The organism is Spirochaetota bacterium (assembly GCA_034190085.1).
Classification (GTDB): Bacteria; Spirochaetota; UBA4802; order UBA4802; family JAFGDQ01; genus JAXHTS01.
In genome coordinates this window covers 93026-118981 of record JAXHTS010000049.1, presented here as the reverse complement: position 1 = coordinate 118981, position 25956 = coordinate 93026, and the positions used below count along the sequence as shown (strand labels likewise).

Genomic DNA, 25956 nt, shown 5'->3' with positions numbered 1-25956 from the left:
CAGGTGTTGATTTAATGCAGATAGACGGTTTAAACAGTGTAAGTGTATTAACCCTTATATCCGAGACCGGTCTTGATGCAAGCAAATGGAAGAGTGAAAAGCATTTTACAAGCTGGTTAGGGCTAGCCCCCAATAATAAAATTTCAGGTGGAAAAATTTTATCGAGTAATACTAAAAAAGTAAAAAGCAGAGCTAATAATATTTTTAGAATGGCTGCTCAAAGTTTATTAAGAAGCAATAGCTATCCTGGTGGGTTTTATAGAAGACAAAGATATAGGCTTGGCGTAGAGAAAGCTATTGTAGCAACAGCACGAAAAATCGCAGTAATTTATTATAACATGTTAAAATATGGGCAATGGTATCATGATTATGGATGTGAACATTATGAACAACAATATAAAGAAAAAAATATTAAGTATTTGAAACTAAATGCCGGAGAACTTGGACTCGAATTGGTTGCAAAATCGGCATAATCATGAAGTTTATTGGAAGTTACAAAAATTGTTTCAAAACCGGGAGGACAGATCGCCCTATTGAAGCGAAGATTGCAATTTTTCAAAGAATCATCCCAGATTATTTTAGTGGAATTGTATAATTAAACCGTTTAAAATATCGATTTTGAGTCTATATGACAATTATTTTCTTCTGTAGGTCAGATTTCACTTTGGCAATCATTTCAGCCTTTTGTATCCCCCCTGAATGCAATTCCTTTAATAGACATGGAGCCTCAGCTTCTGGTAATCCTAATAATAGACCTCCAGAGGTTTGAGGATCAAAAATGATATCCGCTATCTCAGATTTTACATCCCTGTTGATAGAGCATAGTTTGCCAATATAATCCCTGTTTCTATACATGCCGCCAGGAATAAGCCCCATTGAAGCATAGCCCGCTGCGCTTGGAAGTATTGGTAGTTTATCTGAGTTAACAGTAATTTCAATATTATCGTTGCCAAGCATCTCCTTCAGATGCCCAATCAATCCGAATCCAGTTACATCTGTACAGGCATGAATAGTATAATTTTTCATTATATCGGAGGCAGTGTTATTCAACATAGTCATTGAGTTTATATATGCGGACAATATCTCATCCTCTGCAATTCCACCCTTAACAGCCGTGCCAATTATGCCTGTTCCAAGGGGTTTAGTAAGAATAATCGCATCCCCTCTCTTTAGACCATTGTTCTGAATTACCTTTTCCGGATGTACAATTCCGGTTACTGAAAGGCCATATTTTATTTCATTATCCTCTACGCTGTGACCGCCGAGAATTGCCACACCGGCTCTCTTTAGTATTGAGTGGCCGCCATTAATAATTTTGGCGAGTATATCCAAACTGAATTTTTTAGTAGGGAAACATACAATATTCAAAGCTGTTAGGGGCTTGCCTCCCATGGCATAAATATCTGAAAGACTGTTGCATGCAGCTATTTGGCCATAAATAAATGGATCGTCCACGATTGGGGTGATAAAATCGATGGTCTGAACTAACGCTATGTCATCTGTTAAACGATAAACACCGGCGTCATCATTTGTTTCAAGTCCAACGATCACATTATCATTTTCTGGAACCTCAAGGTTCTTCATAACCTTTGATAGATCCTCCGGACCTATCTTTGCAGCTCAACCGGCTCCTGTGACTGATTCAGTAAGGCGTACAGTATTTAATCTGGAATTGTTGCTATTGTCATTCATCTTTGGATCACCATATATATCAGTTGCTTAAGTTAAACTTAAATTTTAATACTTGAATCTAAACTGGACAAGCCAGAAACAAATGGAAAAAATTTTGACACGATCACAGGATGAACGGGATTGTTTTTGATTATCCAGTTGATCTAAATTTAATCCCCGTTCGAGAAAGTATTACAAATAAACCAATAAAATAGGTAATTCAAATTAACTGGATTATTTATATCTTTTTCCTGTAATCTTGTAATCCTGTCTGATTCTTTTTGTTTTTTTGCTAAAAAACACGAATCTTATGATTAAGGTACTAATATCTTTGCTAATTCTATATAATCTATAAATGACTGATATCATAAAATTCTATTTTGCCAACTAACTCATTCTCAACCTCCATCCTATGCTGATGTAGGAAACGAATGCATATACCGCAATTAGATCCTAAATGTCGCGGAACGGGAATTATCTTATGCGGTATGCCTGCTGATTTTAGTATCTTTTCCGATTTCATGGCATGGTTAACAGAATCAAACAATACAACGTAATAGTCATTTGAATCTATCATACAGTAACCAACCTTCCTGCACCAAGCATGGCTTCTGTAATATCGTACATGTTTGATACCTGTCCTGCGGCAATTTCATCGGTTAGTTTAAAATAATTCAAACAGGTTCCGCAAACCAGGATGTCTACTCCATTAGATTCCAATATCTGTAGATCCTCAATAACCTCCGAATCTTTAATAGTAAGCTTAACTCCAGAATTAAAAAATATTAATACATTTGGCCTTGATGAAGCCTCAATCAAAGTATGGATAAAGCTCCTTATTAAGATATAGCCCAGTTGCTCATCGCCTCTTCCCATCCTATCCTCTGATATAACTATCACAACAGAACCAGAGTTCGATCCTTGAATAGATTTTTCATTCGATTCTGAAATCCCTTTTGACTTCCTCTTGATGTGTATATGCGTATCCTCCTGCTTCCTTTCGATATTCACATCATATCCCCCACTTTCAGCCATTCGTGTAACGTTCTCAATCGCTGCTGAATTGTCGACAATAACAACCACAGTATCACAATCCTCAATTGCCTTTTTAGCTAATATTACGGGCTGTGGGCATGCAAGACCTCTTGCATCAATCTCTTTAGCCATGATATTCTCCTTTTTATTTATGCATAGTTGTATATTTTTTAATTGCTTCTAAGGCGAAATCCACATGTTCAATGGTATTGAAATATCCAAAGCTGAATCTGATTGTGCCTTTAGGATATGTGCCAATAGTTCTATGGGCTGACGGGGCGCAGTGAAGACCCGGTCTAACCATAATGTTGTATTTCTCATCGAATTCAAAAGCCAATTCTGAAGGATCAATGCCATCTATATTAAAAGAGACAACACTTGTTTGTTTTGATGCATCCTTCGTTCCGTATAATGTCACTCCGGGAATAGAAATTAGTCCATCTATAAACTTGTCAGCAAGCCTCATTTCCAAGTCCCTAATCTTATCTATCCCTATATTAAGAACATAACTAACACCAGCGAAAAGTCCGGCAAGACCTATAGTATTCGGTGTGCCAGATTCATATTTATCTGGTAGAAAATCCGGTTGTTCTTCAAGTTCGGATCTGCTGCCGGTGCCGCCTACTTCCAATGTATTTATCTCTTTTTCTAAATCTTTGCCAATAAACAGGCCGCCGGTTCCCTGTGGACCGAAAAAAGATTTATGACCAGAGAATGCGAGAAGATCGATCATCATATCTTTTACATCAATCTGTATGGCGCCGGCAGTCTGAGCAGCGTCAATACAAAATATTAAATCATATTCTTTAGCGATTTGAGCCACTTCCGCAATGGGCATAATAGTACCTGTAACATTTGATGCGTGGGTTAAGTAGATTGCCCTTGTATTATTCTTAATAGATGATTTAATATCCTGAGGATCCAGTTCTCCATTTGGAGAGCATTCAACAACTGATAGCTCTACCCCCCTTCGCTCCATCTCCCGGAGTGGCCTCATCACAGAGTTATGTTCCATGCTCGATGTAATTGCATGATCTCCGGCTTTTAACAATCCAAATATTGCGATGTTGAGAGCATAGGTAGCATTTTTCGTGAAGATTATGCGTAAGGGATCATCAATGTTTAGAAGCTCAGCAAGGCTCTCTCTAGTCTCAAATATCACTCTGCCTGCGTTAATGGATAATCTGTGGCCAGACCTGCCTGGATTTGCGCCTATGTTACGACTAAAATTGTCCATTGCGTTTAGGACCTCTTCAGGTTTGGGCCAGGATGTGGCGGCATTGTCGAGATAAATGATACCCATAGGAAAATTGAAATTTAATAGTAAATCATAGTAAATAGTATTTTGAATAATCCATCATGGAGGAGAATGGATTAAACAATGAAAGGCTATTATTGCTCGATGCTAGTATTATTCAGCTTTGTCTTAATTATATACTAATTGAAGAAATTAAATGTCAAGATAAAATCAAGATATTGATACTTGATATTGATAATTTCAATGGTTGAATTAATAAAAATAAATAGAAAATATAGTGATAACTTTAGAGTAATGCCAATCAAATTTTACCCTTTGGCTATAAAGGTCTTTACAATATTCCCAGAGATTGTTATGTTATTATAGAAAGGGAGTTAAGCAAAGAGGTGTCGATTATCCTATGAAAAAAAATACAATGTATAGAGAAAAGCTTAAACCTGCGGTAGATAAACCGATCTTACTCTTGCTGGCCGGGCTCTTATGGCTATGTGTTGGATTTATGCTATTATCCTCCTCATATTCCTGGCTAAGTGTTTATGAAGGCAATAACTCTATTTTTATTGTGATAAGCATTGCTGTGGCACTACTTATACATCATTTTGGATTCTTGAGGATTGTAGACGACAATTTGGGAAGAATACTCCCTATGGAAGGGAAGAGGTGCTTGTTCTCTTTCATCCCATGGAAGAGTTACATAGTTATTATCATTATGATTATTATGGGTGCATTATTACAGCGCTCCACTATACCAAAGCAATATCTATCAATATTGCATACTGCCATTGGCTTAGCGCTTATACTATCGAGCGTTCGATATTTACGATTCTTTTGGAAACAATTAAGAAAAGGCTCTTGAATAATTATCAGGCTCTTTCTCTATTTCTCAGGTGCAAATTGCTATAGAATAATTATTCTTAATTCTTGACAAAATTATGTTGGAATATTATAACGATGGCACTCATACTCGATATTTTATTTATTCTGTTGTATAAAAATGCAATGCGGATCGTAATATTGATAGAGGATTTATTTTCTAATTTTGCAATTTTTTATAGAAAATGGTGAGTATAATAAATCTGAATGAGAGAATACCAGTTTACTCAAGTAAATACTTGATTTGCTTCTAAATTAAGATTACCTTAAATACGAGTGTCGATTCAAGAGGTTAAATTTGGATCATTAATGGAGATATTAACATGACTTCGCTGAGGAACATTTTTATTTGCCTTATATTTATGCTAATCCCAGTTATTATTTCTTGTGACAAGGGAGATGAAGATCTTATTAGATTTAAGGTAACCTGCACTGGGCAGTATTCATTAATTTTTTCAATTGATGGAGATCCTGATTTTGTATTTGATGAATTAGAAGGTAATTTCTATTTTCCAGAATATGATTTAGATACACTCGAAATAACAGCCACTAGAGAAAACCAGGCAGATTCATTAGGAGTTGTAATATATAGAGATGATGTAATTACAGTTGATGAAAGTCTTGACGCTAGTATATCAAGTAGCGATAGTGATGCAGTCTCTATGAGTATTCATATTGTATATACATATACTGAGGAGGAGGAAACAACTACAACATCTGATGATGAAACATAGATTTTTTTAATAAAATATCATGCTGAATATTGATATACAGGATGCAACAAAGGCCTTAACCATAGCACGCTCATTAAAGAAATACACCCCGCCCTTTCAAATAGTTGATGGATACAGGCTTATTGATAATGGCGTTGATCCGGAAGCGACTGTACAGATTGAAGCAAATGGTAATTATATTTACGAGGCATCAACTGGCAAGGGTCCGGTTGATGCGCTTGCAAAGGTATTGAAAAAGGCTCTAACCCCACTCTTTCCTAAAATAGATAATGTAGAGCTTATTGATTATCGGGCTAATATACTGGATGCTCAGCGGGGCACCAGCACAGACGTTGAGGTTACTATTATATTCTCTGATGGGGAGGACGTGTGGAGGGTATATTCTCTTTCTGAAAACATCAATGCTGCCTCATTTCGTGTCCTCCTTGATGGATTCGAGTATGCAATATTAAAGGAGGTTATGAAATAGCCTCAATTTAGGTCATTTAAAGATCGACATATCTCCTCCTGCTCCTTCTCCTGTAGATAGGGATGCATTGGGAGGCTGAATATCCTTTTGGCAATCTCTTCACTTACTGAAAAGTCACCCTCTCTATAACCAGAGTTTTGGAATACCCGCTGAAGATGAAGGGGCTTCGGGTAGTATATCATTGTAGGAATTCCCTTGCTTTTTAGTATATTGATTATTTCATCCCTTTTAGGATGCATTACTGAATACAACGCCCAGGCTGGTCTATTGCAATCTCTAACATAAGGCACCTCTACTAAATCTTTCAACAATTTATTGTATCTCTCTGCCACCCTCTGTCTCATATTCATCTCTTCATCCAGGAGCTTCAGTTTTGTAAGTAGTATTGAAGCCTGGATTGTGTCAAGCCTGCCATTTATTCCAATTCTAACATTATCATACTGGTCTTTACCTTGTCCATGCTCCCTTATTGAGATGAGCTTTTTGTAGAGTGCTTTATTATTGGTAAATATCATGCCTCCATCACCATAGCAACCGAGAGGTTTTGTAGGATAAAAGCTTGTTGTTGCAACATCAGCAAGGGAACAGGCTTTTTCTCCCTTATATGACGCGCCAAAACTCTGTGCAGCATCCTCAATGACAAAGAGGTGATATTTCTTTGCAATTCTGTTTATCTCATCGTAATCAGCGGTCTGCCCAAATAGATCAACAGAGATTATACCCCTTGGTCTGATCTTGTTCTCCTTTATGGTTCTCTTAATAGTCTGTTCGAGTTTTTGGGTATCAATGTTAAATGTATGAGGATCGATATCAATGAGAATGGGGGTCGCTTTTAACAAATGAACCATTTCAACGGATGCGATGAAGGAGAATGAGGTTGTGAATATTCCATCACCAGGATCAATGTCAAAAGCCATGAGGCTCATAAGAAGGGCATCTGTTCCGCTTGAAACGCCCAGTGCGTATTGTACATTAACATAACTCGAAAGCTGTTCTTCAAGTTCCTTCACTTCCGGTCCATTTATATACCTTCCATGTTTTAGGACTCGTTTTATATGCTCTTCAATGCTGTCCCTAATTCTATTTTGTTGGATTTCTATTCCTACGAATTTCATCAGAATTTCTTGTTATTATAATTTAATATTTAACATCTATTAATCTATGCTAAATCAAAAAGATTATACAACATGTAATGAGACCTATGGATTTCAAGCGTTTTTCTATATTTGATCTGGATTTTATGTATCTTTCGAGTTAGTCCTACACTTTGAGAACCTGCCTTTCTATTTATTCCCCGCCAGCGCAGGAGAATACACTACTTCCCCTGATATTATTTGAGAATCAACAGTTATATATATGCAATTAGTCAATAATTGATAAAATTTTATGATTACTTTGATAATTTTTAATGTTAGTGATCAATTTTAGCTTGCTATGACTTCTATGATTATATTGAATATTATTGTTCTATATCACAAATAATTAATCAAACTATTACATTTGTGAAGGATACTATATTTAGCAACGAATAGAGAGGTGAAAGGAATAATGGCAAGAATATACAATTTTGCGGCAGGTCCATCCACACTACCATTACCGGTTTTAGATGAGGCTAGAGATAAATTAGTGGATTATGAGGGATCAGGCATGTCGTTGTTAGAAATGAGTCATAGGGGTAAAATATACAGTAGGGTACACGATGAGGCGATATCATTGTCGCGTGAGATATTAAAAATTCCGGATGATTTTCATATTCTCTTCCTGCAGGGTGGGGCAACGCTACAATTTGGGATGATCCCCATGGCTTTCTTAAAGGATGGGATGAAGGCTGACCATGTATTGACCGGATCCTGGTCTAAGAAGGCTCTTGATGATGGCAGGAATATTGGGCAAATTAATGTAATTTGGGATGGCAAGAATGAGAATTATTCAAGAATTCCAACTCAAAAAGAGCTGCACTTCACAAGGGATGCGGTTTATGTTCACATCTGTTCAAATGAGACAATAGGTGGAATTGAATGGGATTATTTCCCTGATGCTGGTGAAATACCAGTTGTAATTGATATGTCCTCAGATATTATGTCTCGTCCCTTGCCATGGGAAAGAATTGACATGATCTATGCTGGAACACAGAAAAATCTGGCTCCATCTGGGATGGCATTAGTAATAATTAGAAAGGGCTTTGTAGAGAGAGCTAGAAGAGATCTGCCTGCATATTTTAGGTATGATCTACATATTGAGAAGGATTCTCTATATAATACTCCACCATCCTTTGTCATATGGATGATGAATCTAACCCTAAAATGGATAGGGTCAATAGGTGGCATGAATGAGATAGAGAGACGAAGAGATGAGAAGGCAGGAATGCTATATGAATTGATAGATAATTGCGGAGGATTCTATCGGAATCCGGTTGATATTAAGAGCAGATCAAAGATGAATATTGTATTCCGTTTGCCAGATGAAAAATTGGAGAGCAATTTCTTAGAGGAAGCTGAGAAGGAGGGGTTGAGCGGCCTGAAAGGACATCGGTCTGTTGGTGGATGCAGGGCCTCAATATACAACGCTATGCCTGTGGAGGGAGTTCGGGCTTTAGTAGATTTCATGAAATATTTTATGAAAAACAATGGATAATAGAGGGCTAGTCAATACTCACAAATCTTGGATTATATCTCATGTAGATAGCAAAAATTTCAACAATCTTCTCCCACAATCGAGTATAGATTTGTTTGTTTAACCCTCAAGTGATGAACTGCTTGGGCTTGATATTGCAAGCTAGGGCAGTCAAATTATAGCGGAAGGGATTAATAAAGAGATGAACCTCAAATTAGTTTATAAAGAAATAATTAATCTTCGAAAACGGGAAGGACATAGACCATGGGGATTTTATGAAGTGCTTTCAGACAAGGAGGATCATAAGGTTAAGCGAATAACCGTATATCCTGGGAAGCGGTTAAGCTTGCAAAGGCACAAGCATAGGTCGGAGCACTGGCATGTGGTTGATGGAGCTGGGCTGGTCACATTAAATGATAGGGATGTTGATATATCTGGCGGCGAATCTGTTGATATTGGCAAAGAGACACTTCACAGGATTAAGAATATTGGGGATAGCAATCTCGTATTCATAGAGGTACAGCGAGGGGATTATTTTGGTGAGGATGATATCGAGCGATTCGAGGATGATTTTGGGAGGGCGTAATTGTTTACAAGGATCATTGATGTTATAATATTTATATAACCATGAAGTCAAACCAATACAACAGCTCTAAAATATCTTTTATCCTATTCCCAATAATTATAATCAATTTTTCATGTAAATTCCGCAATATTCGACCCATGCCAAAGGGAGGAGGTTGGATCAAATGTAATATCTGCGAGGGTTATGGGACTATCGAGATATATAAATCAAAAGGTTTAAATTACGGTGAAAGGGATCAAGAATTAGAAGAAAGCGTGGGATGTTGCTTAGAATCTTTCTTAACATTTAGTAGTAAAGATGAAGAATATGAAAGGAGTGTTGAGGAACAGAAACGGCAGGGTACTTACAGAGATCCACCTCCTACTAGTAAGAATTATGAAGTAGAGTATATCAAATGTAAAAAATGCAAAGGTGTTGGCTGGATTAAATAATTATAGTGTATTAAACGTATTGTTCATTAAACCAATTTTATTGATTTTAGCAAGTGTGAGGGGATGAAGACTCAACATAAGGTAATTATTGGTGATTCAAGGCAGATGCAGGAGGTAATTGATGAATCTGTTCATCTTATAATTACCTCTCCGCCATATTGGCAATTGAAAGACTATGGAGATGTTAATCAGATTGGCTATAATGATACTTATGAGGATTATATAAATAATCTTAATTTGGTATGGAGGGAGTGTCATAGAATTTTACATAATGGATGCAGATTGTGCATAAATATTGGCGACCAATTTGCGCGTTCTGTTTATTATGGGAGATATAAGGTAATCCCAATAAGAACTGAGATAATCAAGTTTTGTGAAAGTGTTGGCTTCGATTATATGGGAGCCATCATTTGGCAAAAGGTTACCACCTGTAACACTACTGGCGGCGCTAGGATAATGGGATCTTATCCCTATCCCAGAAATGGAGTTTTAAAATTAGATTATGAATTTATTTTAATTTTCAAGAAATATGGGAATCCCCCATCAATCTCAGAAGTGATAAAGGAGCAATCAAGATTGACAAAGGAGGAGTGGAATCAATATTTTATCGGTCACTGGAATTTCCCCGGGGAGAAGCAGAATGGACATGTAGCCATGTTTCCTGAGGAATTACCGAAACGACTCATAAAGATGTTCAGTTTTGTTAATGACACAATTCTTGATCCCTTTCTGGGAAGCGGGACTACTTCATTGGCTGCAAAAAAAATTAATAGGAATTCTATCGGTTATGAAATAAATGAAGATTTCATACCAAATATTGAAGAAAAATTAGGGGTTAATAATTCTGATATACTAATAGATGCGAGTTATGAATTGGTAAACCAAGGAGGAAAGGGATTGGATTTGGGGGATGAAATTAGTAAGTTGGATTATATTTTCAAGGATCCGATAAAACTTAACAAAAAGATAGAGCCTAAAAGGGGAAAATTTACCTCGAAGATTGATGATTCTCATTCTGCTTCGGAAACATATTACAGGGTGAAGCAAATAATATCTCCGTCAATTCTGGTATTAAATAATGGACATAAGGTTAGATTGCTTGGAGTAAGGGAGAAGTCATCTAATAACGCAGAGGCTATACGTTATTTACAAGAGAAGGTGCGTGGGGAAAGGGTGTTCATCAGGCTTGACGATGTAAAATACGATAATGAAGAAAATCTATTCTGCTATCTCTATTTGAGCAACAAAACATTTTTGAATGCTCATCTAATAAAACATGGTTTCGTTGATGTGGATATTGATTTTGATTATAAATATCGATCCAAATTTCTTGATCTTTTGAATAGGGAGAGGTAGATATCTCATACCTCGCTAATAATACATTTCAAGAGGGACATTGCCCAATCTATTTAGTAACGATCAGTATTAACGAAAAGTCCATTTAATTATATGGTTGACATGTTTCTGTATATTATTTAAGAATAAATTATAAGTAAATTGATAGAATTCGATCATTAACTTATATATATTATTAATAATACTTGGAGGAAAGATGAAAGAGAAGGTGGAGGAGTTGTTAAAAAAGATTCGACCCTCATTACAGGCTGATGGTGGAGATGTGGAGTTTGTTGATGTTACTGATGATGGCATTGTAAAGGTGAGGTTGCAGGGGGCTTGTTCTGGTTGTCCTATGAGCCAAATGACTGTTAAAAACGTAATAGAGAAAAAAATTAAGGAGTCAATTCCTAGTATTAAGGAAGTGGTTACTGTATAAATATTGAAGTTTAACCTTAATGTTACAATACGGTTTTTGGGATCACCAAGTTAGGGAAGGGTCGCATTATCGCCCTTCCTAAAATTCTTCTTCAATAAACGAGTCATGTATATATGAGAATCCTTTATTAACCACAGCTAACCTATTGGCCTGCACATAAATTCTAAACCACAATTTCCCCTTTCACTATAAAATATAATGGTTAATATAGCCATTATTTGGTATAAAATGTTTTAAGGGATCATCCCTTTTGATCTACAGGCAATAATATTATATATTGTTGAAACCTATGCCTTTCCGATATAACGAATAGAAGCTATTCATATTTTATAGTAGGTGTAATGATGATTTACTATTTAATTGAGTGATGATGCTACTCAGTTAAATATTCATTAATCAATTGTGGATATTCCTAAAAAGAATATGAAACACTTATACATATTTATACTTATATCCATAGTATTCTGTATATCCTGTTCTCAATCAGCTCATATAACCAAAAAAGGATGGATGTTTCATGATGGCTATAGAGATCGGGTAGTGCGTATTGCGAAAAAGTATATGGGAATAAAATATAGAGATGGTGGAAAGACGCCATGGGGATTCGATTGTTCTGGGTTTGTTATGTTTGTATATGGAAAGAGTGGGTTAAATATTCCGAGGACAGCCATAAAGCAGTACCGATCAGGCAGAAAGATTGATATTTCACATGCAAAACCAGGCGACCTCGTTTTTTTTAATATATACAGGAATAGAATATCTCATGTTGGTGTATATTTAGGGGATTACAGATTCATCCATTCACCAAGCAAAGGTAAAAAGATATCCTATGCCAGTATGAGAAATCCATATTGGAGAAATAGATATGTTGGAACTGTTACATATGTTAAGGAGTAATTGAACTTGACCATTCTCTTTAACATATCTTTAATCATGTATTGTAGTAAATAAATTATTAGGAGATTAGCTTCATGAAAGAACAAGTACTCTTTGAAGTAAACAGCAGGATTGCAACAATTACTCTCAACAGGCCGGAAAGAAGAAACGCGATAAATCAGGAACTGCTAAAAAATCTTTATAACTATATTGATGAGGTCTCTTCCAATAAAGACATTGGGGTTGCTATTATTACAGGAAGAGGGAAATCCTTTTGTTCAGGAATAGACCTTGATTGTATTGAAACAGATAATCTCTTTAATCCTCGTAATGATGGGATTGAGCTACCAATGGTGTTTGGATCATGCCACAAACCAATTATAGGCGCTATAAATGGTCATGCAATTACAGGTGGTTTAGAGATTGCACTAAATTGCGATTTTTTAATAGCATCAGAGGATGCATATTTTGCTGATACTCATTCAAGGGTTGGCATTCAACCCGGATGGGGGATGTCTCAGCTTTTACAACGTGCTGTTGGGATCAGGATGGCCAAACAGATGTCTTTATCATGTAATTTTATCAATGCTGATGAGGCTCTACGATGTGGACTAGTTAATGAGATCGTACCTCAGGAAAGACTCATGCAACGAGTACAAGAGATAGCAGCGGACATAATATCAGCGAATCAGGACATGATAGTTATAATGAAGGATTTAATTGATAGGGGGAATAGAGTTACTCTAGCTGAGGGTCTTGCATTAGAGCGTAATAGCTTTCTGGAAAAAGTAAGGCAATTTAATCAAGATGGATGAGGATATCTAATCTTAAAATTTAGATGGATTATATGATAGATACTCAATTGTCTCATTAAAATGAAGAGAGATTATTTTCACTTTACTCTGATTATTAAAATTAATATGCAAGGTGAAGAGTTTAATTGTTAATTATTATAAGACAAGGGATATTACTTATGGTGAGTGACATATATTTCTTGACAAATAATATGTGAGAATATCATATGTAGTTTATAAGGGGTTGATAGAGATTTATGAAAATTGGAATATATCCTGGGTCTTTTGACCCCGTCACGAATGGACACTTGGATATAATTAGGCGAGCAAATAAGATATGTGATAAAATAATAGTTGCAATAGGAATTAACAGCGCTAAAAGGTCGCTATTTACCATAGAAGAGCGCATAGAGATGTTGAGGGAGAGTTGCTATTGTAATGATATAGAAGTCCAGAGAATTGAATTAACAGCATTCGAAGGATTACTGGCAGATCTTTGTAAAAAGAAGGGAGTGGATTTTATTATACGAGGGATAAGATCTGTAGTAGACTTCGATTATGAATATCCTATTTGTTTGATGAACAGAAGATTGGCTCCTGATGTGGAGACAATTTTCATAATGTCAGATAGCGAATATTATTTTATATCCTCTAGCATAGTGAGAGAAGTAGCTAGCTATGGTGGAGAGATTTCCAGCCTTGTGCCTCCATTCGTTAATAAAAAGCTTACAGAAAAATTTCCCAGGTAACTCAATATAATAAACAACCAGGAGGAGAACATACTAAATACACTAAAGGAGAGAGTTAGGTCTCGTCCCAAGAGTATTGTTTTCCCTGAAGGAGAAGATCTCAGAGTGATGATTGCTGTGTCAATGCTCAACAGGGATAATCTGATCAAGAAGGCAGTACTCATTGGGAATAAGGGAAAAATAATCGAGAATGCAAGATCAACCTCTACTGATATGGATTGTATTGATATTATAGATATAGAAAATGATAAGGTTGATAGGAAGTATAGAGATGCATATCAGAAGGCAAGGAATTTAAGCGTTCTCGAAGGGGAAAGATTGGATGAAGCCATGATGGATCCTGTTATTGTTGGCGCTCTAATCTTAAGTCTTGGTGAGGTTGAAGGTTTTATAGGAGGATTGCAGACTATTACAGCTGACATCTTGAGTACAGGCATTCAAATCATCAAGGCAGACAGAAGAATTGGTGTGGTTACATCACTCTGTTTAATACAGACTGAAGATAAGAGTATAGGTGAGGATGGGTTTTTTTTAATTGCTGATCCAATAGTAAATCGTGACCCGTCTGTTGGTGTATTATGTAAAATTGCAGAAGCATCTGCGAGGTTTGCCAGAGAGTTTCTGAAGATTAAACCGAGGATCGCATTTTTATCCTATTCTACAAGAGGGAGTGGCATTGGCAAATCAGTCGATAAGATGAGGATAGCTTCAGAGAGGTCAAAGACATATATGCCAGAGTTAATTATAGATGGTGAATTACAATTCGATGCAGCAGTAATGCCGGATATTGCAAGGATAAAGGCTCCTGATAGCCCTTTGGAGGGAAGAGCAAATATACTTGTATTCCCAAATCTAAATGCTGCTAATATCGGTTCTAAATTGATACGAATTTTTGGTAAGGCAAAGCTGATTGGACCAATAATATATGGATTAAATAAGCCATATAATGATATATCAAGGGGGGCAGATGAATCAGATGTTTATGATTTAGCCATTATCACCCAATTGCAGCATAAGTAAACCCTAATGCGAGTTTCGTTCTTTTAAATTATGAATTATTTAGTATTAAGGAGGGTAATATGGAATTCAGAACAATCCTCCTGATTATAGCTCTCCCTATTATGGGAATAATGGGGTATGCATTAAAGGCATATCTTGGAAGAATAAAATTGAATTCTGCTGAGGCACAGTCTCAAAAGATTATTCAGGATGCAGTCAAGGAGGCTGAGAGTAAAAGAAAAGAATTGTTAATAGAGGCTAAAGATCAACTTTTAAAGGAGAAAAATCTCTTTGAAAAAGAGATGAGAGATAGGAGACAAGAGCAACAGTCTCTTGAGAGAAGACACCATCAAAGAGATGAATCTTTAGATAAGAGAGAGGAACAGATAAAGAGAAAAGAAAAGCTTATTCAAATAAGAGAGCATGAAAATCAGGAAAAGGAAGAAGAACTTCATAGAGAATTTGATAGGCATAGAAAAGAATTGGAAAGGATTTCAGGGCTTTCCGTTAAAGAAGCAAAAAAGTTGCTTTTGAAGAACCTTGAGAATGAGGTGAGATTTGAATCCATAAAGATAACAAATAAGATAGAGGAGGAGGCCAGATTAGCCGGCGAGAAGAAGGCTAAAGAGATTTTAATATCCGCTATTCAGAGGAGCGTCTCTGACACTACCTCAGAGAGCACCATAACGACCGTGATGTTACCTTCTGATGATATGAAGGGTAGAATAATTGGACGAGAGGGTAGAAATATTAGAACTCTGGAGAATCTTACAGGTATAGATATGATAATTGATGATACACCGGAGGTTGTAATCATCTCTGGATTTGATCCTGTAAGGAGGGAGATTGCCAAATTATCTCTTGAGAGACTAATCCAGGATGGGAGGATTCATCCAGCAACAATTGAGGAAGTGGTCGAAAAGGTTACTAAAGGTATAGATGAGTCAATGTTGGAAGAAGGCGAAAAGGCTGCCTTTGATTTGGGTATTCCAGGACTTTCAAGGGAGGCGCTATATAGTATAGGCAAACTAAAATATAGAAGAAGTTATGGACAGAATATGCTAGTTCATAGCAGGGAGGTAGCAAATCTATCTGGGATTATGGCAGGAGAAGCGGGTCTGGATGTTCAGATTGCGAAGAGAGCCGCCTTGCTGCATGATATTGGCAAGGGTAATATCTCCGAGGGCGAGGGGGCTCATGCTATTCTTGGCGCAGAGATGGCCAAGAAATTTGGAGAGAGTGAGAAGGTAATAAATATTATTGCATCACATCATAACGATAAGGAACCCGAGTCCTTTGAGGCTGTGTTGGTTCAGGTTGCAGATGCCATATCAGCTTCCAGACCAGGGGCTAGAAGGGAATCCCTTGATACGTACCTGAAAAGACTAGAAAATTTGGAAAATATTGCTTCCAGCTTTAAGGGGGTAGAGAAGTGTTATGCTATTCAGGCTGGCAGGGAGATAAGAGTAATGGTGGCGAATGATGTTATCAATGATGAAAAAGCGCAAAATCTGGCAAGAGACATTGCAAATAAGATTGAATCCGAATTGAAATACCCAGGGATAATTAGGGTGATGGTTATAAGAGAGACTAGAGTTGTTGATTATGCAAAATAGAAACTCGCAAAACCGATGGGAGCAATGGGTTGTCTATAATGAAAATTGATTATTATCTACATGCTAAGTCTTTTTTTTATTTTCAAATCTAAAGGGGAGACACCCGCCTATCAGTTCATTTCTGTGTATCATCATTGTTGATATAGTAGCCACAAAATTACAAAATCATGGAGAAATAAATCAAAATCATCATATGCCTTTATGATTTTGTGACTCAGTTCCTTTAAGCTATTACCTTACACATAATAGCTCTTAACTATGTAATCATTCACTACATAAATTTATCAAGTTGAAATTTTTAGGGAAATTATAGGTGTTATTGGATTCGATAAAAAATATTTCAGATTTTCGAAAGCTGGATGTTCAAGAGCTTAACACTCTATCCAACGAAATTAGAGAGTATATAATTGATGTAGTATCAACCAATGGTGGTCATTTATCATCTTCTCTGGGTGTGGTAGAATTGACAATCGCACTGCACTATGTATTAAACACACCCAAGGATAAGATCATCTGGGATGTAGGGCATCAATGTTATGCTCATAAAATTATTACTAACCGGAAGAATGAGTTTGAACAATTAAGACGGTTTGGAGGCATAAGCGGCTTTCCAAAGATTTCTGAATCCCTTTTTGATGTCTATAATACTGGTCATAGCAGCACTAGCCTCTCTTTGGCTTTGGGAGAGGCTGTTGGCAGGGATTTATCCAGAGAAAAGTATAAGGTAGTAGCAGTAATCGGGGATGGTTCATTAACTGGCGGTATGGCATTTGAAGCCCTAAATCAGATCGGTCATATGAAAAGGGATATTATCATCATCTTGAATGACAATGAGCACTTTATTTCAAATAATGTTGGGGCGCTGTCAAGATCTTTGATGCGAATGATAACTGGTTCGCTCTATAACCGCTTGAGAAAACGCTCATATGAGGTAATAAAGAGGATACCAAGGTCTGGTCATTCAATCTATGATTTTTTCTACAGGATGGAAGAGAGCCTGAAGGGTATGGTGATACCTGGCATATTCTTTGAGGAGTTGGGGATAAGATATTTCGGGCCGATTGATGGTCATAATATAAAGCTATTGATTAATATCATATCGAGAATAAAGCAGATAAACTCCGGTCCCAGAATATTACATGTGATAACTAAAAAGGGTAAGGGTTATGATCCTGCGGAAAGGAATCCGGCGAAATTTCATGGAGTGGGTCCATTTGACAGGAAGGCTGGTGTTTCGAAGAGTAGTAAAAAGTTATCATATTCAGAGATTGTAGGGAAGACATTGGCAGAGATTTCAAAGAGTGACAAAAAGGTTATTGCCATCACTGCTGCAATGAAATTGGGGACTGGGCTATATGAATTTGAAAAAAGGGCTCCTAATAGATTTTTTGATGTTGGGATAGCAGAGCAGCATGCAATAACATTTGCCGGCGCCCTTGCCTCCAAGGGATTAAAGCCCTTTGTTTCAATTTATTCGACCTTTTTGCAGAGGGCAGTGGATCAATTAATTCATGATATCGCAATCATGAATCTGCCAATAAGGCTTTTAATAGATAGGGCTGGAATTGTTGGAAGGGATGGCGAAACACATCATGGACTTTTTGACATTAGCATAATTAAGAGTATTCCAAATTTTGTATTCTTAGCCCCCTCCAATGGAACAGAGTTAAGGGATATGTTATACTTTGCATATGAATACAATGATGGGCCAATAGCAATACGATATCCTAAGGGAAACGCAAATTCGGATGAATTGAAAGTTAATGAATTCAACGAGTTTATTTTAGGCAAATCAAAGAGATTGACCAATGGGAAGGATATCGCAATTTTCGCTCTTGGTGATATGGTAGATATAGCGCTGCAATTGAATAAGTTACTCAAAAGAGAGGAAATAGGAAGCTCCGTTGTTAATCTTTTATCAATAAAGCCATTGGATATAAAGGGCATTGAGAGGGTGATTCGCAACACACGTTACTTTGTTACAATGGAGAATGGCAGTATAGTTGGGGGTATAAGCGAATACATTATTGCAAATATAGATGGATGCTTGAGGGATAAATTTTTATTTCCCATTGGATTCCCTGATGAGTTTATTACACATGGTGATAATGCAGATCTATTCAAAAAATATGGCATTGACTCTGGTTCTCTTCTTCAAAGATTATTGACTTTAGTTAATCAGAAGAATGATTATGAAAAAGGGAGTAAGGCTTGACGCCTATCTAGTAGAAAATAGAATTAGCCGGTCTATAGAGAGTGCAAAAAGAGAGATTATTACTGGCTGGATAAAAGTAAATGGAGAAACAGTTAGAAGGCCTTCAGAAATTATTTCCGGAAATGAGACAATTACCTCAAAAAGACCTGGCGGGATATTCGTTAGCAGGGGTGGCGACAAGCTTCAGCATGCAATCGAATACTTTAAAATTACTATTAAGGATAAGGTAGTTGTTGATCTAGGGGCTTCAACAGGTGGATTTACTCATTGTCTCTTGCTGAATGGGGTATCAAAGGTCTATGCGGTTGATGTGGGTTATGGACTGTTGGATTATAGTTTAAGATATCAACCAAGGGTAGTAGTGAAGGAAAGAACAAATGTTAGAAACCTTACACGAAAAAGCTTTGATGAATGCATAGATTTTATTACCCTTGATCTCTCGTTTCTATCCTTACTAAGGATTTTTGATAAGATAAGGGAGATATTTATTCCTGTTGAGGGGATAATGCTGATTAAACCTCAATTTGAGGCTATGTCTTATGAGTTGTATAGGGGAGTGGTCATAAGGGAAGAGGATCATAAAAGTATCCTGCTACGAGTCATCAATTCTCTTATAGATCAAATGATCACTTTCAAGGGAATTACCTATTCGCCAATTAAGGGCCCAGCAGGAAACATTGAATATTTTCTCTACTTCGATATCGGATATGATAATTACAATGCATCAAGATATGAGGTTGAATCAACTATTATTGATGTAGTTGAGGAATCTCATTTTGTATTAAACAAGCATAATAAGGGTGTAACATAATCCTTATTATCTATTACTTGTAGTATTGATGCACAATAAGAAATGGATAAAAGATCAAGTATATAATCAATACCCGACATTGGGACAGCGCTATTTCAGATGGATTGAATATTTACTCAAATGTATGTTTTCCTTAAGCATGTGTTGCCGGAGATGGATTTGCTAATGTTGAAGGACTAGGTCTGTCATTATTCATTCACTCAGCCTACTATCATGTAATCATATATTCGGATATGATTTTATAAATATTTCGATAGAGTGAGTAATAATATCCAACTTGTCAGATATTAAAGGGTTAAGTAAAAAAGTATAACTGACATCCATATGAATGCTTTTTTTTTTGATAGGGATGGTACTCTGAATATTGATCCAGGGTATATTGATAATCCAGAAGATATGCAACTCTTTCCTAGGGCATTTGATGTGTTGAGATATATTAAATCCTTGGGATATGGAATATTTATAATCTCCAATCAATCAGGGATAGGGAGAGGATTGATCGCACCGGAGGATTTTAGAAGGGTAAACAACAGATTTTTAACATTGGCCGGAGGTTATAATATAGTCGATGATATTCTATTCTGTCCGCATACACCTATAAACAATTGCCCCTGTAGGAAACCCAAGACACTTCTTTTAGAGATTGTAAAGGAACGCTACTCCATAAATTGCGATGCCTCCTACTTCGTTGGCGATAAAATCACAGATATCGTTTGCGGCAAGAGAGCAGGACTAAGAACAATTATGATATACTACGGCAATAACCTTGAAGATGTTTCGTATAAATTTGAGAATCAAATAATTATGTCAGATAAAATTATTAGTTCTATTTCAGAATTAATAAATATTATCAAAGAATAACCTGTTCCTGTGTATTTCATTTATTAAATGATAATTAGTTTCCTTTGGGTAGTCCCCCGCTTTTTTTATTGAGTCCAATTAAGTTAAGTTGAAATATTTGTTGACCTCATTCTAATTATGTGATGTTCTGTAAGTGTAGGGATTATATTTTCTGTTTGAGTAAAATTATCTATAATTGATTTCCTAATTTTAGAATTATCAAACAACTAAATAATCCATCCGTTGTTTATTGTGTCACAATTGTATATGTCTTTCAATAATCTAATCCTTCAATATATTATTATGTCTCTGAACTAGGTTAGATTTTAATTGCATCCCTGTAATATATTACATCTAAATTAAATAAAACATATTGTGACATAAATGTAAAAGAGTGTGACAGATATGCCTTCATCCATGTTGAAGGCAAGGATGGAGTCATATTTATCCTCACTTTTTTAAAAGGAAACACAAACAATTATGTTTTCAACGGCTTAAGGCGTGAATATCAATTCTCTTGCAAAAGGTTCAGTTTATGCGAAAGGGGAAATATTGTCCCTAGTTATATACTCTGTTGGGCTTTGTCTTTTGAGAGAGATGTCTTCCCGCTTAGTGCCAAAAACATTATTGCATTTCCAGTATCATATAACCCAAAAATTCAATCTTTATGTATTGGTTATAAGACCAATATTGTACCAGATCGTAATAATATATTAATTATAGTCATAGGTTATATCAATATTGATAAGTTTTCAGGCTATGATATGAATGGATGAGATAGAATGGACTATAGAATTTCCAGTGGGATGTTTGTATTCAACCTGAGGATTGAATATTGAATACTTGGGGTATAGGGTAATTGAATAAGGATTTGTGTAACATTAGGCATTTATGTATTCCCCAAAAACTATGGAATAGAATTTTTGAATAATGAATGTTTTTACAGGTTAATCTGTTGAAATTCTGAAGCGCTTAAAAATTGAGCAATATGATTTTTGGTTGTGCAAGTAGTGACTGTATTGAAATAGTGAGTGACCGTTCTACTGTGAATCCATTAAGATTGAGATTGGTAATATACAAATGCTTTTTTTTGTTTATTATTATTTTATTATATAATGTAGAAGGCTTCTCCCTGGATGCCAATAGCAGGGTGCCATACTTAAGGGATGGTTGGGCAGGAGCAAGGTATGTTGCAATGGGAAAGTCCGCTGAGGTTATTGTGGATGATGTTTATTCCATTTACTGGAATCCAGCCGGATTAAGCGATTTGAAGATACTAAATCCTGTTGCCTCAGAGGAGATCAAGGGGGATAGTGAGAGGGGAAATCTTGATGAAATAGGCGATGAGGACCTAATTAGGTTCTCAAATGATAAAGTATCGGAATCCTTCTATCAGGTTGGTCTATCAGCAGCTTTTATAGATATCGAAAGTGGGGTGGGCTTTGGGGGCGTGGCTTTCGATTTATTCTCCGGGGTAATGGGGGTGGGGCTTTATTCAATACAAACAAGGAATATTGAGGTAAGGGATGAGGAGGGGAACCTTATTGGAAAGACGGATTTTTCAGGTTCAGCGTGTTATATTTCTTATGGATGGATAATAGGTGTATCCTCATTAGGTTTTTCAATCAAAGGATTATATGAGAATATAGGTGATTACGGATTTTATGGTGGCGGGGTTGATGTAGGATATCAGGTCGAAATTATTCCCTTCCTGAGAATTGGTTTTCTAGTTCAGGATATCGGAACTGGCCTGAAGCCCGCAGAAGAATATGAGAATATTGAAAATAAATATGATTTTGCGTCACCTGTTTTAAAATTGAGCGCCGCTTTTACAAGCCCATCGTGGGATTTTATCATAGCATTAACAGGTATAAAAAATATTGAACAGCAAGATTATGAGTTTAATCTCGGATTCCAATATGACATTGTGAAATATTCTTCTCTCTATTTTGGATTGAATGATTCAGTATTTTCTACCGGGATTTCATTTAGGTTTTTTCAGTTAGATTTTGCCTATGCTTTCACTTATGAAGATATTATAGGTTATACTAACATAGTATCACTTACTTTTCTTTTATAGATATAGGGATGAGGCAACTGTTATACATTGACTCTGCTTGTATAATTCTAATAAATACACTGTAGATAAGATATCAGATAGCCAGGAATAATATAATAGTATAATAGAATATAATATACTGAAAGAATGACATGAGATTGATTTATAATGCAAAGACACTGATAATGGGAATACTGAATGTTACCCCTGATTCCTTCTATGATGGTGGGATTTATTTTGATACTGAGAAGGCGATTGAAAGGGCTTATCAGTTACATAGAGAGGGAGCGGATATTATTGATATTGGCGGGGAATCAACAAGGCCTGGAGCTAAGCCGATTTCAATCCAGGAAGAGATTGATAGGGTCTGTCCTGTCATTGAAGCTGTAGCACATAATATTGATATACCTATCTCTATTGATACGTACAGGTCTAAAGTAGCGGAGGAGGCGGTAAAACTTGGAGCATCAATTGTCAATGATATCAGTGGTTTATCCTTTGATGAAGAGATGGCTGATATTGTATCGAAATATAACTCTTATCTTATTGTGATGCATATTAGGGGTACTCCTGAAAACATGCAGAATAATCCCACTTATGATAATCTTTTGTTTGAAATCTATTCATACCTAGAAGGTGCCATAAATAGAGCGATAGAGCATGGAATAGCTAGAGATAGAATAATAATAGATCCAGGGATCGGTTTTGGGAAAACCTTAGAGGATAATTATACTATAATTCGCAATCTCGGATTTTTTAAGGGAATGGGTTTGCCGCTCTTGGTCGGGATATCTAGGAAATCTCTCATAGGTAGATTATATCATCAGGATGAAAATAGATTACCTGCAACAATAGCTCTAAATGCATTATCAATCTTTTGGGGAGCAGATATCATTAGAGTTCATGATGTTAAGGAACATCGTTTAGCCCTGGCTTCTCTAGAGATGCTTAAAAAGGTAAATTATATCAATGGAAGTTGTATTTGAAAGATTAAGTGAGTTTGCATACATTTTTTGGAATTACTTTATTAATGCCTTGGATATTCTGATTGTTGCCGTCCTCTTTTATTGGGCTTATTCCTTTTTATCCAAGACACGCGCTGCTCAGTTGTTAAAGGGATTAATAATTATCTCAATTGTTGCAATAGCTTCCAGTCTATTAGAGCTTGAAACCTTGAATTGGATTATTACAAATATTACCTCCTATGTTGTTATTTCGGTAATCATACTATTCCAGCCGGAATTAAGGAGGCTTTTAACTCAATTTGGTCAGAGAAGTTGGATATCCACTGCTGCATCAGCAGAGGTGCTTCCGCTGGATGAACTTGTTAACTCCCTTATAGCAATGTCAGAGGAGAAGGTGGGATCATTGATAGTTATTGAGAGGAATACCGGTCTCAGGGCTTTTGTTGAATCTGGCGTCTTGATAAATTCAACAGTATCAGAGGAATTGATTAGGACTATTTTTTATCCTAATACACAACTACACGATGGCGCAATTGTGATACAGGAGGGCAGAATTTCAGCGGCAGCCTGCTATTTGCCTCTTAGTGATTCCAGACAATTGAAAAAATATCATGGCGCTAGACATAGGGCTGCTCTGGGTATGGCTGAGGAGACGGATGCCCTGGTTCTAGTCACATCAGAGGAGACGGGTGATATTTCCCTAATGGTTAATGGAAGGTTGTATTCTAAGATTAAGGTCCCAAATCTTAAGAATATGATTGTCTACTTCATGAATCCGAAGACAGCTTATGAGGAAAAGTATTCGGTTGTATGAAAAGTATAAAAGATCGCATAAGGCAGTTAATTATTCAAGAGAGAATCATTCCAAAAATAATCTGTTTTGTACTAGCTGTGATATTATGGGCTTATATTGCTAGCACAAAGATTGGTGAAGTAAAATTTAGAATTCCAATAAAGGTGATGAATCTATCTGAATCATTTACGGTTTCAAATAATAACAACTCCTATGTTACATTATTCTTAAAGGGGAGGAAGGATGAACTTAAGAGTATCAATATAAAAGATATAAAGGCCTTTGTAAATCTTCGGAATCCTGTAATTGGAAGAGGCAAAAAATACCCGATAGAGATTGTAACTGCTGGAATTCCTGAGGAAGTGGATATAGACCTATCCAGGAAGGATGTTTATCTAAAGGTAGAAAAGATGATTACCAAAAGGGTAAAAGTAATACCGAGAATTTCAGGCCACATCAATGATGGTTATGTTTTGGGAGATATAAAGGTCATTCCAGAATATGTTAGTCTAAGCGGACCTGAATCTTTTATTCAAAATGTTGATTTTATTGAGACCAATAAGCTGCATATTGAGAATGAGAGAGGCTTAATTGTAAAAGAGATTGCCATTAATAAAAAAAATCTGAAAAAAGTAAGGTTTGATGTTACAAATGTCAGATTAACTATTCCTATTGTTGAAGCTGGTAATCTTCTAAAAATTAAAAAGAGAATTGAACTCAGGAATAAAAAGATGAAATATCAGTACCAGTTAAGCGATGAATACGTCACTGTTAATTATAAATTAGAAAAAGAGGATGCTAAAATTTCTGAGCAGGATATTGAGACCTATATTGATATATCCTCTGTTGATATTGATATACTTTTTGAGAATGATACGAGGGATGTAGATTCAATTGAGAGAGCCTTTTCAATTAAGTTTAAGGTAAAGGCAGATGGTGTAAATATATATTCATTAGTACCAGATTCAGTTTTAGTAAAAATCATAAAAGAATAAGGATTCAACTTTCACCGCTATTATCATTCTCAAATGGATTACATATCAGTGAGGGAGAGGCGATCAGTGATGAATTGTAAATAGCTATGAGAACGATTTCAATTTACCCTGATTCTAACATATTGATATGTCTCGATAATACAAAAAATGGGAGATAGGTTGATGTTTATGAATTTGATTCGAATAATTCTAATATTCCTTTTTGCTTATGGCATATATCGTTTGATCAGATTACTATTTACGAGTAAGAGAATCATCAGGGATATTAATCGGAATAGTCGTTATGTACAGAGGGATGATGAAAACATGAAAGTGATAGAGTTAGATAAGGATCAATACAAAATAGAATAAATCGATATACAGTCAATTGAAAAGGAAAATTTATATATTGTATACAAAGTTGGCTCTTATTGGCGGCCTGGTGTTATTCTCAATGATTGGATGTGGAAAGGTTGAGGGAGAATTTGCATTTAAATATTTACTCGATAGCGACTATAGGAGAATTAGAGGGATTCCTGAATTTAATGGCAGCAGGGAGGTGAGATGGATTTATCTCTTTAACAATATCAGGGGTTACCATAAAATTGGCGTTGTTATTATGAAAAAGGAGCTAGTTTGGGTTGATATAGATACAAGAATAGATAATATAAATGAGGCAAATGATACAATTTATGGTGTGATAAAGGATTATAAAGAAGGGCGCCATGCTATATTGATAACAGAGAATGGCAGGATTATTGACAGGAAGGAGTTTGATATTTATTCTGATGAGGAGGATTAGATTTATATAATAATAAATA

Annotated in this window: 27 protein-coding genes; 22 read left to right on the top strand and 5 right to left on the bottom strand. The window is 36.1% G+C overall.

Translation table 11 applies throughout. The features are described 5' to 3' along the window. Nucleotides 1–473: transposase (locus SVZ03_09205; GenBank protein ID MDY6934383.1), on the top strand; the 473-nt coding region annotated here is incomplete at its 5' end. Between the two features lie 151 nt (nucleotides 474–624). On the opposite strand, the gene selD is transcribed toward SVZ03_09205, so the two are convergent. The 4 genes from selD to SVZ03_09185 all read right to left on the bottom strand — a co-directional run bounded on the left by selD (nucleotide 625) and on the right by SVZ03_09185 (nucleotide 4009). Then, nucleotides 625–1611 carry a selenide, water dikinase SelD gene (selD, locus tag SVZ03_09200; GenBank protein ID MDY6934382.1) on the bottom strand — a complete coding sequence of 329 codons (987 nt, stop codon included), beginning with the start codon at nucleotides 1609–1611 and terminating at the stop codon, nucleotides 625–627. A 409-nt stretch (nucleotides 1612–2020) separates the two neighbouring features. Continuing rightward, nucleotides 2021–2248, bottom strand: a complete 228-nt coding sequence (locus tag SVZ03_09195) for a DUF3343 domain-containing protein (GenBank protein ID MDY6934381.1) — start codon at nucleotides 2246–2248, stop codon at nucleotides 2021–2023. Next, nucleotides 2245–2838 carry a sulfurtransferase-like selenium metabolism protein YedF gene (gene yedF / locus SVZ03_09190; GenBank protein MDY6934380.1) on the bottom strand — a complete coding sequence of 198 codons (594 nt, stop codon included), beginning with the start codon at nucleotides 2836–2838 and terminating at the stop codon, nucleotides 2245–2247. Before yedF ends, SVZ03_09195 begins: the two co-directional genes overlap by 4 nt. A 13-nt stretch (nucleotides 2839–2851) precedes the next feature. Further along, on the bottom strand, nucleotides 2852–4009 hold the full coding sequence (locus SVZ03_09185; protein MDY6934379.1) for an aminotransferase class V-fold PLP-dependent enzyme: 1158 nt from the start codon (nucleotides 4007–4009) through the stop codon (nucleotides 2852–2854). A gap of 355 nt (nucleotides 4010–4364) precedes the next feature. On the opposite strand from SVZ03_09185, the gene SVZ03_09180 reads away from it, so the two are divergent. From SVZ03_09180 to SVZ03_09170, 3 genes are all read left to right on the top strand, one after another. Continuing rightward, nucleotides 4365–4820 carry a hypothetical protein gene (locus tag SVZ03_09180; GenBank protein MDY6934378.1) on the top strand — a complete coding sequence of 152 codons (456 nt, stop codon included), beginning with the start codon at nucleotides 4365–4367 and terminating at the stop codon, nucleotides 4818–4820. Nucleotides 4821–5160: 340 nt separating this feature from the next. Beyond that, nucleotides 5161–5571, top strand: a complete 411-nt coding sequence (locus SVZ03_09175; protein ID MDY6934377.1) for a hypothetical protein — start codon at nucleotides 5161–5163, stop codon at nucleotides 5569–5571. A 19-nt stretch (nucleotides 5572–5590) separates the two neighbouring features. After that, nucleotides 5591–6040 (top strand): alpha-isopropylmalate synthase regulatory domain-containing protein, encoded by a 450-nt coding sequence (locus SVZ03_09170; GenBank protein ID MDY6934376.1) that lies wholly within the window; start codon nucleotides 5591–5593, stop codon nucleotides 6038–6040. A 2-nt stretch (nucleotides 6041–6042) separates the two neighbouring features. On the opposite strand, the gene SVZ03_09165 is transcribed toward SVZ03_09170, so the two are convergent. Continuing rightward, a complete protein-coding gene (locus SVZ03_09165; GenBank protein ID MDY6934375.1) occupies nucleotides 6043–7155 on the bottom strand; it encodes a DegT/DnrJ/EryC1/StrS family aminotransferase in 1113 nt (370 codons plus the stop codon). A gap of 433 nt (nucleotides 7156–7588) precedes the next feature. On the opposite strand from SVZ03_09165, the gene serC reads away from it, so the two are divergent. The 18 genes from serC (at nucleotide 7589) to SVZ03_09075 (ending at nucleotide 25937) form a co-directional block, all read left to right on the top strand. Further along, the gene (serC, locus tag SVZ03_09160) at nucleotides 7589–8674 is read left to right on the top strand and encodes a 3-phosphoserine/phosphohydroxythreonine transaminase (GenBank protein MDY6934374.1); all 1086 of its coding nucleotides are present in this window, start codon (nucleotides 7589–7591) and stop codon (nucleotides 8672–8674) included. A gap of 181 nt (nucleotides 8675–8855) precedes the next feature. After that, nucleotides 8856–9239 (top strand): phosphomannose isomerase type II C-terminal cupin domain, encoded by a 384-nt coding sequence (locus SVZ03_09155; protein MDY6934373.1) that lies wholly within the window; start codon nucleotides 8856–8858, stop codon nucleotides 9237–9239. 494 nt (nucleotides 9240–9733) lie between these two features. After that, complete coding sequence (locus SVZ03_09150) at nucleotides 9734–11026, top strand: DNA methyltransferase (protein ID MDY6934372.1); 1293 nt, start codon at nucleotides 9734–9736, stop codon at nucleotides 11024–11026. Between the two features lie 196 nt (nucleotides 11027–11222). Beyond that, the gene (locus SVZ03_09145; GenBank protein ID MDY6934371.1) at nucleotides 11223–11444 is read left to right on the top strand and encodes a NifU family protein; all 222 of its coding nucleotides are present in this window, start codon (nucleotides 11223–11225) and stop codon (nucleotides 11442–11444) included. Between the two features lie 510 nt (nucleotides 11445–11954). Then, nucleotides 11955–12341 carry a C40 family peptidase gene (locus tag SVZ03_09140; GenBank protein ID MDY6934370.1) on the top strand — a complete coding sequence of 129 codons (387 nt, stop codon included), beginning with the start codon at nucleotides 11955–11957 and terminating at the stop codon, nucleotides 12339–12341. A 74-nt stretch (nucleotides 12342–12415) separates the two neighbouring features. Next, nucleotides 12416–13135 (top strand): enoyl-CoA hydratase, encoded by a 720-nt coding sequence (locus tag SVZ03_09135; GenBank protein MDY6934369.1) that lies wholly within the window; start codon nucleotides 12416–12418, stop codon nucleotides 13133–13135. Between the two features lie 236 nt (nucleotides 13136–13371). Next, complete coding sequence (gene coaD, locus SVZ03_09130) at nucleotides 13372–13863, top strand: pantetheine-phosphate adenylyltransferase (GenBank protein MDY6934368.1); 492 nt, start codon at nucleotides 13372–13374, stop codon at nucleotides 13861–13863. A 6-nt stretch (nucleotides 13864–13869) separates the two neighbouring features. After that, the gene (locus SVZ03_09125; protein MDY6934367.1) at nucleotides 13870–14883 is read left to right on the top strand and encodes a phosphate acyltransferase; all 1014 of its coding nucleotides are present in this window, start codon (nucleotides 13870–13872) and stop codon (nucleotides 14881–14883) included. Nucleotides 14884–14942: 59 nt separating this feature from the next. Then, on the top strand, nucleotides 14943–16478 hold the full coding sequence (rny, locus tag SVZ03_09120) for a ribonuclease Y (protein ID MDY6934366.1): 1536 nt from the start codon (nucleotides 14943–14945) through the stop codon (nucleotides 16476–16478). Nucleotides 16479–16791: 313 nt separating this feature from the next. Beyond that, nucleotides 16792–18693, top strand: coding sequence for a 1-deoxy-D-xylulose-5-phosphate synthase (gene dxs, locus SVZ03_09115; GenBank protein MDY6934365.1), 1902 nt, complete (start codon nucleotides 16792–16794; stop codon nucleotides 18691–18693). Next, on the top strand, nucleotides 18671–19504 hold the full coding sequence (locus tag SVZ03_09110; GenBank protein MDY6934364.1) for a TlyA family RNA methyltransferase: 834 nt from the start codon (nucleotides 18671–18673) through the stop codon (nucleotides 19502–19504). Before dxs ends, SVZ03_09110 begins: the two co-directional genes overlap by 23 nt. 324 nt (nucleotides 19505–19828) lie before the next feature. After that, complete coding sequence (locus tag SVZ03_09105; GenBank protein ID MDY6934363.1) at nucleotides 19829–20365, top strand: HAD family hydrolase; 537 nt, start codon at nucleotides 19829–19831, stop codon at nucleotides 20363–20365. A gap of 967 nt (nucleotides 20366–21332) precedes the next feature. Next, nucleotides 21333–22424: a hypothetical protein gene (locus SVZ03_09100; GenBank protein ID MDY6934362.1), complete on the top strand. Its 1092-nt coding sequence runs from the start codon at nucleotides 21333–21335 to the stop codon at nucleotides 22422–22424. Nucleotides 22425–22555: 131 nt separating this feature from the next. Beyond that, nucleotides 22556–23389 carry a dihydropteroate synthase gene (folP, locus tag SVZ03_09095; protein MDY6934361.1) on the top strand — a complete coding sequence of 278 codons (834 nt, stop codon included), beginning with the start codon at nucleotides 22556–22558 and terminating at the stop codon, nucleotides 23387–23389. Next, nucleotides 23373–24182, top strand: a complete 810-nt coding sequence (gene cdaA, locus SVZ03_09090; protein ID MDY6934360.1) for a diadenylate cyclase CdaA — start codon at nucleotides 23373–23375, stop codon at nucleotides 24180–24182. Before folP ends, cdaA begins: the two co-directional genes overlap by 17 nt. Then, nucleotides 24179–25156 carry a hypothetical protein gene (locus tag SVZ03_09085; protein MDY6934359.1) on the top strand — a complete coding sequence of 326 codons (978 nt, stop codon included), beginning with the start codon at nucleotides 24179–24181 and terminating at the stop codon, nucleotides 25154–25156. The genes cdaA and SVZ03_09085 overlap by 4 nt, the downstream gene beginning before the upstream one ends. Before the next feature lie 162 nt (nucleotides 25157–25318). Beyond that, nucleotides 25319–25507 (top strand): hypothetical protein, encoded by a 189-nt coding sequence (locus SVZ03_09080; protein MDY6934358.1) that lies wholly within the window; start codon nucleotides 25319–25321, stop codon nucleotides 25505–25507. Between the two features lie 37 nt (nucleotides 25508–25544). Continuing rightward, entirely contained in the window at nucleotides 25545–25937 is a 393-nt protein-coding gene (locus tag SVZ03_09075; protein MDY6934357.1) for a hypothetical protein, read from the top strand. Nucleotides 25938–25956: the final 19 nt, after the last annotated feature.